The 18,435-nt window shown below is 41.2% G+C and carries 10 protein-coding genes; all 10 read right to left on the minus strand.

All coding sequences use genetic code 11. From position 1 onward, the window contains the following. Positions 1-25: 25 nt before the first annotated feature. Positions 26-2,215: a SusC/RagA family TonB-linked outer membrane protein gene (locus BM192_RS19805; RefSeq protein ID WP_212611589.1), complete on the minus strand. Its 2,190-nt coding sequence runs from the start codon at positions 2,213-2,215 to the stop codon at positions 26-28. Beyond that, positions 2,212-3,243, minus strand: a complete 1,032-nt coding sequence (locus BM192_RS21080) for a TonB-dependent receptor plug domain-containing protein (RefSeq protein WP_212611590.1) — start codon at positions 3,241-3,243, stop codon at positions 2,212-2,214. Before BM192_RS21080 ends, BM192_RS19805 begins: the two co-directional genes overlap by 4 nt. Before the next feature lie 364 nt (positions 3,244-3,607). After that, complete coding sequence (gene bglX / locus BM192_RS19810; protein WP_037437909.1) at positions 3,608-5,902, minus strand: beta-glucosidase BglX; 2,295 nt, start codon at positions 5,900-5,902, stop codon at positions 3,608-3,610. Positions 5,903-5,926: 24 nt separating this feature from the next. Then, complete coding sequence (locus BM192_RS19815; protein ID WP_037437915.1) at positions 5,927-7,288, minus strand: glucoamylase family protein; 1,362 nt, start codon at positions 7,286-7,288, stop codon at positions 5,927-5,929. Positions 7,289-7,346: 58 nt separating this feature from the next. Then, on the minus strand, positions 7,347-8,837 hold the full coding sequence (locus tag BM192_RS19820; RefSeq protein WP_037437908.1) for a RagB/SusD family nutrient uptake outer membrane protein: 1,491 nt from the start codon (positions 8,835-8,837) through the stop codon (positions 7,347-7,349). A gap of 38 nt (positions 8,838-8,875) precedes the next feature. Next, positions 8,876-11,887 (minus strand): SusC/RagA family TonB-linked outer membrane protein, encoded by a 3,012-nt coding sequence (locus BM192_RS19825; RefSeq protein ID WP_037437906.1) that lies wholly within the window; start codon positions 11,885-11,887, stop codon positions 8,876-8,878. Positions 11,888-12,132: 245 nt separating this feature from the next. Then, on the minus strand, positions 12,133-15,036 hold the full coding sequence (locus BM192_RS19830) for a ligand-binding sensor domain-containing protein (RefSeq protein ID WP_037437905.1): 2,904 nt from the start codon (positions 15,034-15,036) through the stop codon (positions 12,133-12,135). A 181-nt stretch (positions 15,037-15,217) separates the two neighbouring features. Continuing rightward, positions 15,218-16,156, minus strand: a complete 939-nt coding sequence (gene trhO, locus BM192_RS19835; protein ID WP_037437903.1) for an oxygen-dependent tRNA uridine(34) hydroxylase TrhO — start codon at positions 16,154-16,156, stop codon at positions 15,218-15,220. 61 nt (positions 16,157-16,217) lie between these two features. Then, on the minus strand, positions 16,218-17,246 hold the full coding sequence (locus tag BM192_RS19840) for a COX15/CtaA family protein (RefSeq protein ID WP_037437901.1): 1,029 nt from the start codon (positions 17,244-17,246) through the stop codon (positions 16,218-16,220). Continuing rightward, the gene (locus BM192_RS19845) at positions 17,236-17,556 is read right to left on the minus strand and encodes a 6-pyruvoyl trahydropterin synthase family protein (RefSeq protein ID WP_037437900.1); all 321 of its coding nucleotides are present in this window, start codon (positions 17,554-17,556) and stop codon (positions 17,236-17,238) included. The genes BM192_RS19840 and BM192_RS19845 overlap by 11 nt, the downstream gene beginning before the upstream one ends. Positions 17,557-18,435: the final 879 nt, after the last annotated feature.

An 18,435-nucleotide genomic window follows, 5' to 3' on the forward strand; every position in this document is an offset into this window, starting at 1 on the left:
GGTTAGCTTTTAGTAAGATTCAGGCCTAGAAACCCAGGTTTACTCCAATTAAGAACTGACGCGGAATCGGATAAACTCCACGGTCTACACCAGGAGCTGAGAAAGTGTCAAATGATTGACCAACTTCCGGATCAAGTCCTGTGTATTTGGTAATTGTAAATAAGTTGGTCGCGCTTACATATATTCTGAGCTTGTTAATTCCTGTTTTTGTTTTGGATGCATTTTCCATAGGAATGGAATAACCAATCTGCAGATTTTTCATTCTGAAGAAGCTGCCATTCTGCACATAATAACTTGATGAAGCATATTCCAGGGTAGATCCACCTACATATGAAGATGGAATCTGGCTATCAGGATTAGAAGGGCTCCATGCATTTAATAAACGGGTACTTCTTGCTCCGTCAAAACTTGGGAAATCTGTAAAATAACGATTAACATCATATAGGTCATTTCCTTGAGAACCATTGAAGAAGGCGGCGAAATCCCAGTTTTTATAGCTGGCATTGAATCCTAATGAATACAGAAAATCAGGATTAGGATCTCCGATAATAGTTCTGTCTTCAGGTGTAAGTGCACCATCTCCATTGACATCTGCATATTTGAATCCACCAACACGAGCTCCTTCATATGACGGACTATTTTTCACATCATCAGCGTTCTGATAGATTCCAGCCACTTTGTAACCATAGAATGAACCAAAAGATTCTCCAACTTTCAGAAGACTGGTTGTAAGACTTCTATAGAAACCGTAAGGCTGCTCACTAACGTCATCAGAAAGTTTAACGATTTTGTTGACGTTTCTGGAAATATTAGCCATGATATCAAACTTAAATGGCTTGTCGTTGTTGCGGCCGTAATGATAAGCCAAGGCAAGTTCAACACCTTTATTCGACATATCGCCAATATTTACGTAGGGCGAAGTACCGCCACCTACCGCCGTCGCCGGAAGAGGAACCCGGTACAGCATATCTGATGTTTTCTTGTTATACCAGTCAAATGATCCGTCAAATACACCGTCAGCTAAGGTGAAGTCAACTCCAAGATTTAGTGATTTCAAAGATTCCCATTTTACACCGGTATTAGCATAGGAGTTTTGCCATACACCTGCAACGATTCCATTGCCACCACCCATACCATAGCCTGACTGGATAATGGAATTGCGGTATCTGTTCAGATATTGATTCGCGTCAATACGTTGGTTACCGGTTTCACCGTAACCTGCGCGGAATTTTAAATCTGTTAACCAGCTGACGTCTTTAAGGAAATCTTCTTCAGAGATTCTCCAGGCCACACTTGCAGCAGGAAATACCCCATATTTATTCTCCGGACCGAAGTTGGATGATCCATCCCTTCTAACTGTAATGCTAGCCAGGTAACGATCGTTATAGGCGTAATCTGCACGGCCAAAGAGCGAGAATAATGAACCTAAAGCACCAAAACTTCCGTTAGAGATAGCGGATGCACCATTATTCAGATAATAATAATTTGGATCTCCAAGCAGGAAGAAGTCGTTTCTTGCGGCGGTAGTCTCTCTGCTTGATGATTTGATGGCTTCAGTACCAAGCAAAATACCTAAACGGTGTTTCTCATTGAATACTTTGTTGTAATTTAATGTATTTGTCCAGGTCCATTCGGTTCTGTAGCCGTTGACTTCGGTTAGGCTATTGGAGGTATTACCTTCCGAGAACTCCAGATTGGGGTAACGCATTTCTATACGACTGTAATTCTCATAACGTAAACCAAAGCTGGTTCTGGCAACAAGACCGTCTATGATATCTGCTTCTGCGAATACATTACCGAAGAAGAAATTACTTTTGCTCAGATTTCCTTTTTGTCTGTCCAATACAGCAATTGGGTTTTCTGCATTACCTAAACGGCTACCACGGCTACCTGCATAATTACCCTGTATATCATAAACAGGAACAATCGTTGGCATACGATATGCCCAGCCGATGGGACTACCTTCACCTTGGTCTTCACCCGCAGTTGCCGTGTTTACGCCCATACCGTAAGCTTCACTATAGGAATATTGTGCATTCTCCCCAAAACGGACTTTTTTGATGTTGGTGTTAGAACGGAGATTGTAACGTGTAAAACCAGTATTTTTGATGGTACCTTTCTGATTCAGGTAACCTCCGGTGAATGCATATGTTGCGTTTTCACTACCACCAGTACTACTTAACTGATAGCTTTGAACGGGGGCTGGTTCTGTCATCTCTTCAAACCAATTGGTTCCTTGTTTATTAGCTTTGGTAATCTGATAAAAAGTTTGGTATCTCTGGTGTAATTATATTTCGACGGATCTGCATCTGCAGCAGTTACATCCTGACCATTTGCACCACCTGCTACCAGGTATTCTGGAAGTGTCGGCGTAGAACCGCTTCCATAATTTGCACCGGCGTCAATGGGAAGTCCTGCATTGGTATATCCATCGAAGATATATTGCGCATATTGTTGTGGGTTCATCATTTTAGGGAATGTACTTTTTCTAGGTGCCGAAATACCTACATAAGCATCTAAATTGATTTTAGGAGGCCCTGCAATTCCTTTTTTTGTCGTAATAATTACAACACCGTTATTTGCTCTTGCTCCATAAATTGACGCTGAAGACGCATCTTTCAGTACCTGAAGACTCTCAATGTCATTTTGGTTTAACCAGTTAAGATTACCTTCATAAGGTACTCCGTCCACTACATAAAGCGGCTCATTGTTATTAATTGTACTGTTACCACGAATACGGATTTGTGGCGTAGAACCTGGCGCACCATCGTTGACGATCTGTACACCCGGGGCCTTACCTTGTAAGGCTTCTACTGCGCTGGCAGCCGGTTGTGCTTTCAGTTGTGCTACGTCAACAACCGCTACTGAACCAGTAAGATCTTTCTTCCGTTGTGCGGTGTAACCCGTTACAACGACTTCAGTAAGATCATTAGAATTAGATTGAAGTGTTACGTCAATTGATTTTTGCTGGCCGACGGTAACTTCGCGTGTTCCGTATCCAATAAATGAAATAACCAGCACATCAGAAGGACCGGCCTGAATAGCAAAAGCACCATTGGCATCGGTCATTGTTCCGGAAGCTGAATTTTTGATTTTCACCGAGGCACCAATGACTGGCATCTTGTCGTCACTTGCGACGACTTTTCCGGTAATTCTGGTTTGCGCATGCACCGAAAATGCGATACACAAACTCATGAGCAAAAGAACGGAGGCTCTTTTGAAAAGGGGTAAAATTTGTTGCATAAGATTTAATTTGGTTAGGGTTAAGATTTTTAAAGATGTTACATAGTGTTACTCGATAATTGGTTTAGGGGGTCAATTCTTTTTTCGAAAATATTCCGGAATAAGAACCGGATCGGAAGAGCTAGTATATACAACTATATAACACGTTTTTTTTGGCTTGAGCTTGCCGGGAGAAACGGGCGTTAATTATATTTGGTTAAATCTAATTTATGTAATGAATTCATTACTTGCAATAGCTAAATCTATTTTTTTTAATTACGGGCTAAATAATTTCCAATATTGTACTTTCAACACTAAGCAACCCAAAATTTTGAAACAAAAAAGCCCCCTGAATTAATCCAGGGGGCTTTACGCGAAATATAAATTAGTTTGACAATTTAAATGTTGCCTGACTGACATCACGGCTATTTGAGCCAATAAACACATTGAAGTCTCCTGGCTCAGCAACGTGCTTAAGCTCAGAATTATAGAATCGGAGCATTTCTTCGTCGATTTTGAAAATTACCTTTTTAGATTCACCTTTTTTGAGGAATATTTTCTGGAAACCTTTAAGTTCTTTAACCGGTCGGGTAACTGAGCCGTAAATATCTTGAATGTAAAGCTGGACAACTTCATGTCCGTCATATTTACCTGTATTTTTGACTTCCACTGCAGCTTCCAGATTTCTACCTTTCTGCAAATCGGTACGATTCAGTTTAACAGGTGAAATACTGAAAGTTGTATAGCTTAAACCGTATCCGAAAGGGTAAAGCGGATCGTTTGAGCTGTCTATATAGCGGGATACAAATTTTTCATTCGATACGCCGTTGTATGGACGACCAGTACTTTTATGGTTATAATAGAGCGGAATCTGTCCCATATTTCTTGGGAAGGTTGCTGTTAATTTTCCGGCAGGATTATAATTACCCATTAATACGTCTGCAATTGCATTCCCAGCTTCAGTTCCGGCAAACCACGTTTCCAGGATGGCTGGTATATTTTCATCTTCCCAGGTAAGTGTTAAAGGACGGCTGTTCATTAATACAAGAACGATAGGTTTACCGGTTTCCTTTAATGCTTTCAATAATTTCTGCTGATTCGGTAAAAGGTCCAAATTCGTGCGGCTTGTAGCTTCTCCACCCATAATTGCGCTTTCTCCTAATACTACTACAGCAATTTCTGCTTCTTTTGCAGCCTTCACTGCATCTAAAATCAATTCATCCGGGGATTTTGAATCTGCATGGATTTCTGCACCATTTGCATTGATCTGTTTTAAAATATGAGGATCATCAACCAGGTTAGCACCTTTAGCATAAACGATTTTAAGGTCTGGCGCCATATTTTTTAGGCCAGTCATTACACTGACGGCTTTTTTCCAGTCGCCGGCAGCACTCCAGTTACCGATCATATCACGTTGGTTATCTGCCAACGGACCGATCAAAGCAATTTTAGCGTTTTTGCGCAGTGGGAGAAGTTGATTCTCATTTTTTAATAAGACCATTGAAGCAGCGGCAATTTTTCTTGCATCATTTCTGTTTGCTGCAGATAGAATTTCAGTTTCCGCTCTTTTCTCGTCCACATATTTAAACGGATCGGCAAAAAGACCCATTCTGTATTTCATTTCAAGGATTCGGCGGCAGGCCAGGTCAATTACGTCAATACCAATCTTCTTTTCATCCAAAGATTTTTTTAGAGTTTTTAGAAATCCCTCACTGACCATATCCATATCTGTTCCTGCTGACACAGATCTTGCGCTTACAGTTTGCAGGTCACCTAATCCATGTGCCACCAGCTCACTCACACCGGTATAGTCACTAACAACAAAACCTTTAAAACCCCATTGGTTTCTGAGCAGGTCTGTCAATAGCCAGTGGTTAGCAGTTGCCGGAACACCGTTAATGTCATTAAAGGATACCATCACCGTTTCTGCACCAGCATCAATAGCTGCTTTATATGGAGGAAGATATTCATTGTACATTCTAATCGGACTCATGTCAGTAGTATTATAGTCTCTTCCCGCCTCCGCTGCACCATATAACGCAAAGTGTTTCACACAGGCAAGGATAGCATCTCTATTGGCCAGACTGTTAGTTTGATATCCCTTAACCATAGCCGCACCGATCAGTCCGCCCAGGTAAGGATCTTCACCAGAACCTTCTGACATTCTGCCCCATCTTGGATCCCGGCTAATGTCGACCATCGGCGAGAAAGTCCAGTTTAGTCCGTCTGCACTTGCTTCACGTGCAGCGATCCGGGCACTTTTTTCGATCAGGTCCATATCCCATGACGTGCTTAGCGCTAAAGGGATAGGGAAAATAGTTTTATGTCCGTGAACAACGTCATATCCGAATAACAATGGAATTTTTAACCTGGAATTGGTTACAGCACGTTGCTGCAGTTTTCTAACCGCCTGGGGAGTGAAAGTATTGAATACACCCCCAACGAGTCCCTGGTCAATTTTTTCATCGACACCTTCACTTAGTATTGGTCCGGTCACATCAAATCCGACAGCAGGTAAATTTAACTGTCCGATCTTTTCCTCGATAGTCATTCTAGACATGAGTTCATTGACAAAAGCGTCCATTTTAGGGTCTTTCGAAACAGCGGCTTTCTGCTGTCCGATCGCACTCCCGCCTGTTAGCAAAGCTGTCAGCAATAAAAGGGAATTAATTCGTTTCATTTGTGTATGTATTATATTGATATATTATTTGGCTATGGCCGGGCTTTCGATACTCAGTCTTTGCAATCCGGTTTTCACATCCGGGCTGCTCATAAATAATTTCCAGAGCAGGCCGCTGCGGTAGTTTTCAATCATGCATATAATCGGTCCCTGATCAATAGCCAGATGCGATTTTGCATACCAGTCATGTTCTTCGCTGAAGCCATCTGCGAAACCATACTCGGTCCAGATCTTCGGACCCAGATCAAAATAGAAATGCTTCAGTGCCTGCATACTATATTCCGGTGTATATGGAAAAGCTGATAAGGCTGCGGTTGGCGTAATCACACCCAGATCCTCTGTTGGAGAATGGGCAGCATAACCCTGCCAGCTATCGCCTGCAGTTAAACCCCAGCTATTTTCATTATATCCTTTATATTTTTTTGGATTTTCAATGCAATAAGCCCTGTTAATCAGGGTGTGATTTTTATTCTGTTCAAAATAATCTCCGTACTGGTCTTTTAAACCACGTGGGTCAAGACCGGTAAAAGAGTATTGCGAAAAGAAAAGCGGACCACCGTAATCAAAACCAAAAGGAAGTGTAATGCCCTGGAATTTTTTACCATTGAAAAAGGTATTGTTATTTGCCCATCCATCGTCGTATACACGTTTAGTGATCGGAAATTTCGGAGAAGATGCAGCAAGTACATAAGTGATAAAACACTCATTCCAGCCTTTAATCTGATGGTTCATGCTCCATCCGTTGTTCGGACTCCAGTGCCAGTACAATACATTCTGCTGTTGCGTAAACCAGCTCCATTCAATACCCTCCCACATCCACAGGATTTTGTTCCTGATATCTCTCTCCACTGCATTGTCTCCATCATAATATTGTTTAGCGGTCAGTAAGCCCTGGAAAAGGAGTGAAGTCTCTACGATATCAGCTCCATCATCTTTAGGACTGAAACGGATTACTTTTCCGGTTTCACCATTTAACCAATGCGGGAAAGCACCATGAAACATATCTGCTTTATATAAGAAATCGACAATTTTCTTAGTTCTTGCTGCAGCCTGCTCACGGGTTATGAACTTTCGCTCCGAAGCAACAATGATAGACATCACGCCGAATCCTGTACCACCAGTGGTTACCACTTCGTTACCGTATTCAAAAGCGACATTGCTCCGCTCACGTGCCATTCCACTTACCGGATGGCCAAAGTCCCAGAAATACCGGAAGGTTTGTTTTTGAACCAGATCCAATAACTGATCGTCAGTCAGGTCTTTTTGAATTTTCATCTGCGGTTTGATGGCATCTGCAGAATTTTTTTGTGCACAGGCTGTCAGGGTAAGGCAGGATAAACTAAAAAATAACAGCCCGGATAATAAGTAAGTATTGAATTTGATCATTTTATGATATGAATAAGGCTGGTAGTTTCTCACTACCAGCCTTTAAGATTAAAAAATATTAATATCCAGGATTTTGAGTAAGCAAACCGCCGCTTCTTTCAATCTCCTGATCAGGCACAGGCCAGATTTCGTTCTTGCCGGCTTTCCAACCTTTAGGACCGAATACTTCAGTACCTCTTCCCTGACGGATTACATCAAAGTAACGGTCACTTTCTAGTGCAAGTTCCACTTGTCTTTCTTTGTAAATTGCAGTTTTTAATGCTGTTTTATCTGTTGCAGTTACATCAGGTAAAATACCAGTTTGAGTGCCTCTGGCTCTTGCGCGTACTTTATTAAGAGAACTTAAAGCCAGGGAAGTATTACCCATTTCATTTGCGGCCTCTGCATTGATCAGCAGAATATCTGCAAAACGAAGGACTTTGACATTTTGCTGCGCTCCTTCATTAAAACCAGATACCCACATCGAAAATGGAACATATGATTTCTGGTTGTATCTTGGGTTTGGTGTAGTTGTTGGAATCTTGTCACCCTGTGGAGTAGTTTCACCTCTGTAGAGAATAGTTGCATCTCTTCTCGGATCTCCGGTTTCAAAAGCTGTATTCAAAGCATCAGATGGTACGTTGAAGCCCCATCCACCACCACCACCCACGACGCCTGGTACGCCTTGTACCTGGCTGTATTGTGAGTTAGAAGCATCTTTATTACCCGGAAGTAATTCACACTGTACTTCAAATAAAGATTCTGAGTTATTTTTGTTTTGCGTACGGAAACCTTTTTCGAAATCAGGGAACAGGCTATAGCCCATAGTCATCACCTGGTTAGTTAGGGATAACGCATCTGCCCATTTCTGCTGATACATCGCAACTTTGGCATGCAGGCCTATGGCAGCACCTTTGGTTGCACGCCCGATATCGTTTGTGCCGTAAGCTTGTGGTAATACCGAGGCTGCTTCGTCCAGATCTTTTTCAATCTGTGCATAAACTTCTTCTTTAGTCGCTCTTGGAATATTATACTCAGTTTGGTCTTTTGGAACAGTCAGTCTAAGTGGCACACCACCGAAAGCTCTGACTAATCTAAAGTAAGAGTATGCCCGGATAAATTTAGCTTCTGCCAGATAACGGGCTTTCAGGCTTTCATCCATTGTAATTGCCGGAATATTATCCAGTACCTGGTTAGTCAGGTTAATATTTTGATATTGTCCTGTCCAGAAACCTAAGAAAGAGCCCTCTGTAGAAGTTACGGTGAAAGTATCATAAAGATTAAAGAACGTTGCATCGGTTGCCGTACTGCCTTTATCTGCTTCGTCGGAAGGTATACTTTCGATTGCCAGGGCAGGGAACGCTGTGTTATTCCACGTTCTTAAATTGGCATACATTCCATTGACAGCTTTAGTAGCATCTTCCTGGGATTTCCAGAATTGTTCCGATTCCTGCTGACCCTGAGGGTCAATGTCAAGAAAACTTTTCTTGCAGGAAGTAGTGAGTAGAACTGTTGATAATAAACCAACAGCGCACCACCTTTGAATACTTGTGTTAAAATATGTTTTCATCTGTATAAGATTTGTCTTGATCAAAAATTGCTGTGGAATTAAAAAGTAAGGTTTACACCTAGATTGTAAGTCGCAAAAAGTGGATATACGTTGATATCTACACCTGCATTGGTTGGCGTACCTCCAACTTCCGGGCTGAAACCTTTGTAACCAAAGAAGTTCACTGCATTTTGTGCATTTGCGAATACACGAAGTTTTTTAATTTTCCATTTAGACGTCATCATCTCCGGTAATGTATAACCTAACTGAATATTTCTCAATCTTACATAAGCACCGCTTTCTACCCAGAATGAGTTCGCCAGATAGTTTCTGCCACCGCTCATATTTGCAGAAGGGTAGGAGTTAGAAGTACCCGGACCATGCCATCTGTTATCGAAGAAATCTTTAGTGTAGTTTTCGTTACCGAATCTTGCTGCCAGGTTTCCGTTATAAACATCTACACCTGCAACACCCTGAATATCCAAAGTCAGATCGAAATTTTTATAAGCAAAATTGGTATTCACACCGTATGAATATTTAGGATTTGGATTTCCAAGATACTGGCGGTCGTTACCGTCAATTGTGCCGTCTCCATTGTTGTCGGCATAAATAAAGTCTCCCGGTTTTGCGTCAGGTTGTGCAGAAGCTGTAACTTCCTGGGCAGTTTGGAAAATACCGGTAACCTGGTATCCGTAGAACATACCGATTGCTTGTCCGGCAACAGTTCTTGTAGGTAAAACACCACTGGTTAAACCTGCGCCACCTTTATCAATTGGATTGGCTCCTGAAGTTACATTCAATACTTTATTATTGTTTATACCCACATTCGCACTGATCGAATATGTTAGTCCATTCGAAGTCTTATCTGACCAGGATGCTACAAACTCGTAACCGCGGTTACGGAAATCTGCCTGATTCCCAATCAGTGTACTGTTTTCCGTACCCAATGATCCCAGGATTGGAATATCAAAGATTGCCTGCTGTGTTGTTCTGTTATAATAGTCAACCTCCACATTTAATCTGTTGCTTAAAAAGCCCATTTCTAAACCGATATCAGTTCCGGCACTTCTTTCCCAGAAAATTACTGGTGGAACCAAAGTTCTGATACCCGCACCTGTATTTGGCTGTCCGTTAAAGAAAGCGATTAAACCTGCACTTTGATCTACTGTTTGTGTACTTGGGTTAATCGGAACACCTGCGTTACCTACTTTACCCCAGCTACCTCTCAATTTTAAGTTTGAGAACACTTCCTGATCTTTCATGAATTCTTCATTACTCACTACCCAGCCTGCGCCGATTGAAGGGAAATAACCCCAAAGATCACTTCCTCCAAAAAACTGGGAAGCAGCATCAGCTCTTAATGAAGCATTTAACAGGTATTTGTTTTTGAAACCGTAATTCACACGACCAAAATAAGAAGTTGCTGTATTAACAGATCCTTTATCCGTAATCTGACGGGAACTTGCATCGGCAAGGCTCAGGTACAAATCACCATCTTTATTATAGGGTACGTTGTTTCCTGAAGCATTAATAGTGTAAGATCTGTAACGTTGTGCAGTCTGGCCGGCCAGAACAGTTAAGCTATGATCTCCGAATTTATTATCGTAAGTCAGCGTGTTTTCCAGAATCCAGTTTCTATTTTCAATCCTGTCAATCGCTAGAATACTGGTGTTTGACACCTGCGCCACCGTAGCATTGTAGACAGGGGTATAGGATCTAACTTCTTCCTGGCTAAAATCTCCACCCGCACTGGTTTTGAAAGTAAAATGTTTAGCAAATTTTAATTCAGCATAAACATTACCAGTGGCTTTATAAAATTTATTAGTCTGGTTAAAGAAATCCATAGTTGCCTGTGGATTTGTTGCGCTACCGTTTCCTAATTTATAAATAGCCGGATCACCGTAAGATCCATCCGGATTAAACACAGGAATAATTGGTGCTGCGGAATATAACCCACGGAAGATAGTCGTTGGTGCATCACTTGAAGTACTGGAAACACCCGTCACATTATATCCAATTTTCAACCCTTTGAAAATCTGAAAATCATTGGATAAACGAGCAGTATATCTTTTATAGTTGTTTTTCTCTACAATTCCGTCCTGATTCAGATAACCCAGTGAAAAGTTATAGCTGGATTTTTCAGAAGCACCATTAATAGAGATCTGGTGGTTGGTTACCATTGCAGTACGCAGAACCTGATCGTACCAGTTTGTACCTTTACCAAAGTTAGGATTTTTCAGAAGCAATGAGTCAGCAGCTATCATTGTAGCCTCATTAACTGCTGTGGCATATTCCTGACCATTGGTCATTTTTACGCCGTTGGTTACGCGCTGTATGCCGATTGACCCGTTGTAGTTAATAGTAGGATCGCCGTTTTTACCACGGACAGTTGTAACCAGTACTACACCATTCGCAGCCCGTATACCATAAATTGATTGGCTGGATGCGTCTTTTAATACACTGATGCTGGCAATATCTGCCGGATTTAAAAAGTTAATATCATCATACCATACACCGTCAACTACATATAATACATTCGTATTACCGTAGATCGTACCCGTACCACGTATTGTGATTTTAGGAGACTTACCCGGAGCACCTACGTTAGTTACAGATACACCTGCAACTTTTCCCTGTAACGCACTCACCGGGTTGGTTGACGCTTGTTTGGAAATGTCTTCACCTTTAATGGTAGCAACAGATCCGGTAACATCAACTTTTCTTTGTGTACCATAACCTACTACGACAACCTGCTCTAGTTGTTGTGAGGATGAAGCCAGAGAAACATTGATTGCTGTACGGTTATTTACAGGGATCTCCTGTGTGGTGTAGCCTATATAGGTGAAGACCAATGTGGCATTACCTGGTGCGCTAATGGAATAATTTCCATTAACATCTGTTTGTATTCCTGTAGTGGAACCTTTAATCATTACGCTTACAGCCGGCAGGGTTGTTTGATCCTGGCCATCTGAAACTTTACCCTTAACCGTGATGTTCTGGGCAAAGGCAGCGTTAATAAAGAGTAAACTGAGAAAAGTGAAAACAGAAATTTTTGTAAAAATTCTTTTCATACTCGTGATATAATTGGTGTTTTTAATTGTGGATTAAATCTCTGTTAGTTTTTAAGCATAAACAAAGAATTGGGTTCTACATTATTACATCAGGCAGGCTTTGTGTATTAAATACAATAAGGCTTTTATGGACGTAAAACGGTCATTAAATAAGTTTAAGGCCCTATATATAGTGAACATATAAAATGCATCTGTGAAGAAGTAGAGAGGTGTGTGAAAGTCGTTTGTGTAGTAATGATGTAGTACTAAAGCTCCATGAAAAACTCTGCAAGGTTCTTGTCATGTGGTATATTAAGCTTTTTACGCAGCCTGTACCTCCGAATCTCAACTCCCCGCAATGAAATGTTGAGCAGTGATGACATCTCTTTGCTGCTCATATTCATGTGCAGATATGCACATAGTTTGAGATCATTTGGAACAAGGTCGGGATGACTTGCTTTTAGTTTTTTGAAGAAAGAACCGTGAGCCTCATTAAAGCTGGTCTCAAAAAGATTCCAGTCTCTCTCGTCATTCATCCCTTCATCAATTACTTTCTGAATTTTACGAAACTGATCATCTGAAGTTTTTGGAACTTTCTCATTTCTGAGTTTCTCAATTTCGGTACCGAGCTTTTGCAGCAGTTCATTTTTATAGACAAGGCTCATGGCCGAACTGGCTAGTTCCCGATTCTTACTTTCGAGCTCAGCCTGCAATTTTTCTGTTCTGATTTTTATAATCTCCCGCTCTGTCGCCTCTGCCTCCGCCTGCAGGAATTCATCCTTCTCAAGTTCGAGTTTAACCCGCATCTTTTTACGGTCTTCCAGCAATTTAGCTTCATATTGTTTTTTCGCCATAAAAAGCAAGGCAACCATTAAGAGAAAATAAAGAGCAAGTGCCCAATTGCTCGCATAAAACGGTGGAAGAACTGTGAATTCAAGTACACTAACCTGACTGATCTGTTGATCGTTTATTTTTGCTCTGACCAGAAACCGGTATTTACCCTTGGTGAGATTGGTAAAGTCTTTTTGTGTGGCACTGTTCCAGTCTGACCATTGTGAAGAGTAGCCTTCCAGATAGTACTGGAAACTGATCTTTGCCTGCCTGTAATAGGGAAGGGCGTAAGAGATCCGGATATTGTTCCTATTATAAGGTATTTCTAATGTAGAGCCGCTGTTTCCATATTCGCTGATAATCCTGTAAACGTCAGAAGCATCTTCGACGTGCCGGATCAGTACCTTAGGTAATTGGCTTTTCTCATTTTGCCGGTTTCCGGTAGCGGCATCGTAAATAACGAATCCGTCGTCGACACTAACCAGGTAAACATCACTGCTGATCTGACTAATATTCTCATAGTATTGAACCATTCTCCCATCCAATAGGCTAAAACGGTTAGAATCGATCTGAAGCTTGCCCGGGATGGTAAAATCAACCATCGCCATACGCCCGTCTTTCACCATCCAGTATTTCTGAGGTGTAGCCGGAATAATTTTATGGCTTGACGCAAATGAGCCCATGTTATTATTTAATTCCTGATAAGGGCTGAAACGGTCACTGATTTCATCATATCTTCGAAATCCAGACGCAGAGGCAAAAACCATTCTGTTGTCCAGATTGAAGACATTAATGTTAAATTCGCTAGGCAACCCATCTTTCTGACTATATTCCCTTTTCTTAATTACCTTCTTGTAATCTGGACTGAGGGTAAGTTTATAAAGCCCGCGATAGGCGTTACTCACCCAGATATTACCTTTCAAATCCTGCTCTACATAACGTGACGGTTCGGCGAAGCCGGCAATATGGCTGTAATATTTCCATTGACCAGCCGGATCCTGTTTAAATAAGACTAATCCGGTATATGTGCCCTGTATCAGATACCCTGGGTCACTTTTTAGTTTCTTAATTGTCCAGCCACCACTTGCGCCGGAAATTTTTTCCAGCTGATTGCCTCTGATTGTGAAGGTACCCTCATTGTGACCGCAGATCAATTGTCCGTCAATCAGACTCAGATCCCATACCTGGCCCTGAGATCCAGGTATAAGTTTGAAGTCAAACGCGTTAAAACTACCCGTGTTATTTGACTTCCATGGACTGTAGAAAAGGCCTTGATTGGTGCCGAGGTAAATATTATTCTGATAAATGATGCTGGAGTATACGGTTCCGAACTGACCCGCTTTGTCCAGATAAAAATATAGGGGTGAATTGAGTTCGACCCGGTCAATACCGTTATCCAGTCCGGTCCACAGATTTTTATCGTTGTCACTAAATAAACTTAAAACAGTGTTATTCTGTAGACCGCCCGATTTATTAATGCGCTGTACAATCTTTCCCTGATCATCCAGAATGATGAGTCCGTTCAGAATAGTTCCAAAAGCATAATAGCTGCCATCGAAGAGAATTCCATTATTCAATTGAAAAGTTCTTAAAAAGCTGTTTGCCTCGGTTTGAAAAGGAACATAACTTTGGCCGTCGTATAGAAACAAACCTTCTTTACTCGTCCCGATTAGCAATTTCCCATCCTTATAAGGCAGGATGCTGAGCATATTATCCGGACTTTTAGGATTCGAATGGGGGAGTGCAGTCAATTGATTTCCTTTTAATTCGTACAATCCTTTTTTTAAGACTTCAATCAGGAATCTGTTTCCTGCTTTCTGCAGAAAGAGAAATGATCCGGGAGCTTTAATTATAGTTATTTTTCCTTTGGAGTAGCTATAAATCGTGCTGAATGACTGAAAGAGGACGCGTTCTCCGTCTACATAGATTTTCCATATTTCGTCAGTAAAAGGATGTCCTTTAGGAATAAGACTGGTTAGTGACGAATAAGTTAGCTTTTTGTTTTTGACAGACCAGTAGCCGAATTCTCCAAATGCACCAGTATAAATTCTGCCTTTTTCGTCAGCGGCGACAGACCTGACGATTTGTTTATCCGGCATTGCATACTGATTCCAGTATTTACCATCGTAGGTAAGCAGACCCTGGGTATTTCCGAAATATAAGATGCCCTGTTTGTCCTTAGCTACCGACCAGTTCTGATTACCGGACTGGTATAAGGATTTTGGGAAATTCTGGACATAAGGTATTCCCGTACTCTTAATTGGATCAGCTTTTGTTTCTATGCCATTTAAGCATAAGCCGAAAAAGAATAAGAGTGTAAATATCAGGCGAATGATCATGGGATGCTGCGCTGTTAATTGGTAGAATTGCGCAAATTAGGGAATTTATGCGAAAATTGAACACGAAGGAAGCAGTCCTGGATTTCATTCGTGTTTTTGAGTTTTTGAAATAAATGCTATTTATTCCAATCAAATTAAAGATTCAACTATTTTAATCTAGTTGAATCTTTAGAATTATATTTTATTTGACAGACTCGTGAACAGGTTGAGGAACTTTCACGTAATATCCGGTCCCGTCATACGGTCTGCGTCTTGGGTGGCTGACACAGGCTGCCGAACAGCATCCCTGTAATTCTTCCCCACAATTATCACATTGTGTAATGTGCTCATTGCATTCAGGATTAGCGCAATTGATCATTTTGGCAGTTGTGGTACCACAGTTGTAGCAGGTTGAGATTACGGTCGGGTTTACAGAATTCACTTCTACAGCTATTCTGTTGTCAAAAACATAACATTTACCTTCAAAATCTTCACCGCCGGCTTCTTTACCGTATTTGATAATTCCTCCATGTAACTGGTAAACGTCATTAAAACCATGGTGCAGCAATAGCGCAGATGCTTTTTCACATTTAATACCGCCAGTGCAGTAAGTGAGTACTTTTTTATCTTTGTACTGCTCCAGTTCGGCTATCTTTTCCGGAAAATCTCTGAAATTTTCGATGTCTAAGGTTACCGCATTTTTGAACTTACCCAGGCTATGTTCGTAATTTGACCGGACATCAAGGATAATTACATCTTCCTGGTCTATCATCGATCTGAATTCTGCTGGTTCCAGATGCTTTCCTGTTTTCTCATTCGGATTAATAATACTGGTATCCCTTAATCCCGAATGTACAATCTCTGATTTATAGCGGCAATGCATTTTAATGAAGGAAGGTTCCTCAACATCGTCTATTTTAAATTCAGTTTTCGCAAAACGTTCATCGGCATGAATAGCTTCCATGTAAGCAGCGCAAGCTTCCGGAGTTCCGGATACTGTTCCGTTGAGTCCTTCGTCAGCGACTATTATACGACCCGTAAGACCCAGGCTTTTACAGAATAAAAGATGATTTGCGGCAAATTGTTCTGCCTCTGCTATCGGACTGTAGCAGTAATAAAGTATGGTCTGGAATTTTTTCATAAGATTAATACCGCTGCAAACGGCGTTTAATTCTGCAAATTTAAGAATTAAAAATTTAACGTTAATTGTTTTTTTGATTGAGATAACAGATCAGCAGGACATTACTTACCAGTAGTAAAGCTACCAGCTGATGCAGCAGTGCGAAATTTCTGACAAATGGTTCAAAGCTGTAAATTACGCTGCAGATTCCCAGAGCTAATTGAACTGATGTCAGCAAAAGTGGCAGTTTGGTAGTTACGAAAGAAAATTGTTGCGGTCGCTGTTTACCCTTCCGATAATAAAGTATAATAGTAAATGCTAATATTAAATAGGCTAAAAGACGGTGTATAAACTGTACGACGAGCAGGTAACGCCAATGTGGGTCGGCCCCTGTTTCATAAAGAGCAGTTGGGAGTAGAGATCCGTTCATATCCGGCCAGGTCGGCGCAGATAGTGCGGCTTTGGAACCAGCCATTAATGCACCGAAAAATAACTGAAGAATTATTACAATGAGCAGTAGAAAAGGAGTTTGTTTGCTGTGTAAGGGGGGGAGCATTAAATAATTTGGAATGCTGATCCAGAAGGCAACCCATAAAGTATAGGCGAATAATACGACTGCCGCCAGGAAGTGTATTGCCAGCCGGAGATCGCTAACTGTTATATCGGTATCATTCAGTCCGCTTTTTACCATTATCCAGCCCATAAACCCCTGTAGTGTACCTAGCACGAAAAGAACGATCAGGTGCAGGTGGAGTTTTTTCGGGATCTCATTTTTGAGAGAAAACAAAAGATATGGAATAATGAAAAGCAGTCCAAGCATTCTTGCCCAGTTCCTGTGCAACCATTCCCAGAAGTAAATTGCTTTATAATCTTCCAGATTAAAATGTGTGTTCACGATTTTATACTGTGCGATTTGCTTGTACTGATGAAAACTATGTTCCCATTCTGCTGCATTCAGTGGCGGAATCGCTCCCAGAAGAGGTTTCCATTCAGTAATAGAAAGGCCTGATCCCGTTAGTCTGGTAATACCACCCAATAAAATTTGGATCAGTATCCCCGCTGCTCCGCAATAAAGCCATATAGCTAACCTGCGGTCGACTTTATCCTTCATAAATGACCCCTGAATCTGGTGTTTCATTTAATTCCAGGCGGAATAATCCCGGAAGTTCTGGTTGCAGGTTTCTCCAGAACCATAAACAAATGTTTTCTGCGGTGGGATTCTCCAGCCCGTCCAATTGATTGATGACCTGATGATCTAGTTTTTTAACCCAGGGGCCGACAAGCTCTTTAATTGCAGTGTAATCTATAACCCAGCCGGTATGGGTTCCGGTTTGTCCATGCATCCCTCCGCATGGATGTCCCGCAGGAACATTGGGCAGGTAATGAGCAGAATCGAAGCGAAACAGTTTATAAATAATCATGTAATTAATTTGCCGCAAATTCGGGGGTAATGAAAAATCCTGAAATGATGCAGATCACATTGATCACAGGATCAGTATCATCTTTTCAAAGCCAGCCCCATTTATCGGGCTGGCTTTTTGTTTAAGACCAGGTTGTGTTAAAATAACCCGGAATTGCCATCTGAAGTTGTTTTTGGGTCTTGCAATCCTGGGTTATTCATGTTTTGTTCTTGTCATGGTTGATACTTCTGTTAGTGTTGTTCGACTAAACCATGGCTTGGCCCAATTAAACCCCATGTTTGACCCATGGTTGACCCGAGTGAGGTTATCTTTATTCGGGAAAACATTATTTGGAGCTTTTGGCTGTTAAAGAAGATTAAACTTAAACTGCTTGCACAATCTTCCTACCTATATATATAGTATAGTCGCAGCTTCGAATTTTAAATTTTTGGTTGATGATGGGTTTCCAGCTCGGTTTCCGATACCGCAATTATAAATACGGCTTAAGCTTAAATCGGGCAGATTTCAGCCGTTTTTTTGGGGTGGCCACATGTTGTAAATTATACACGATAATTTTATAGCTGAACAACAGTGTTTTAGCGGGATTATACAAATAAGTCAGTGATATTGTTTGGCGGTAGTAATAATTTTCCTACTTTTGCAACCCGCTTCGGAGGAAGGGAAATGTGAGAAGGTAAGAGAAAAAGAGAAGGAATTGAAAGGATGTAAAGGAAGGTTTTAGAAGGCCGGCTTTGGGAGATCGAAAGATCGCCTGTTGTTATTTAAAGGGAGGAAACTTCAGAGAAAATAAAAAATAAAAAGCTTGCTAAATTAAAAAAGATTTCTACCTTTGCAGTCCCAACAAAAACGGGAAAATGTACGACGGATGTCGCCACATTG

It is taken from the genome of Pedobacter antarcticus (assembly GCF_900112985.1).
In the GTDB taxonomy this organism is placed as follows: Bacteria; Bacteroidota; Bacteroidia; order Sphingobacteriales; family Sphingobacteriaceae; genus Pedobacter; species Pedobacter antarcticus.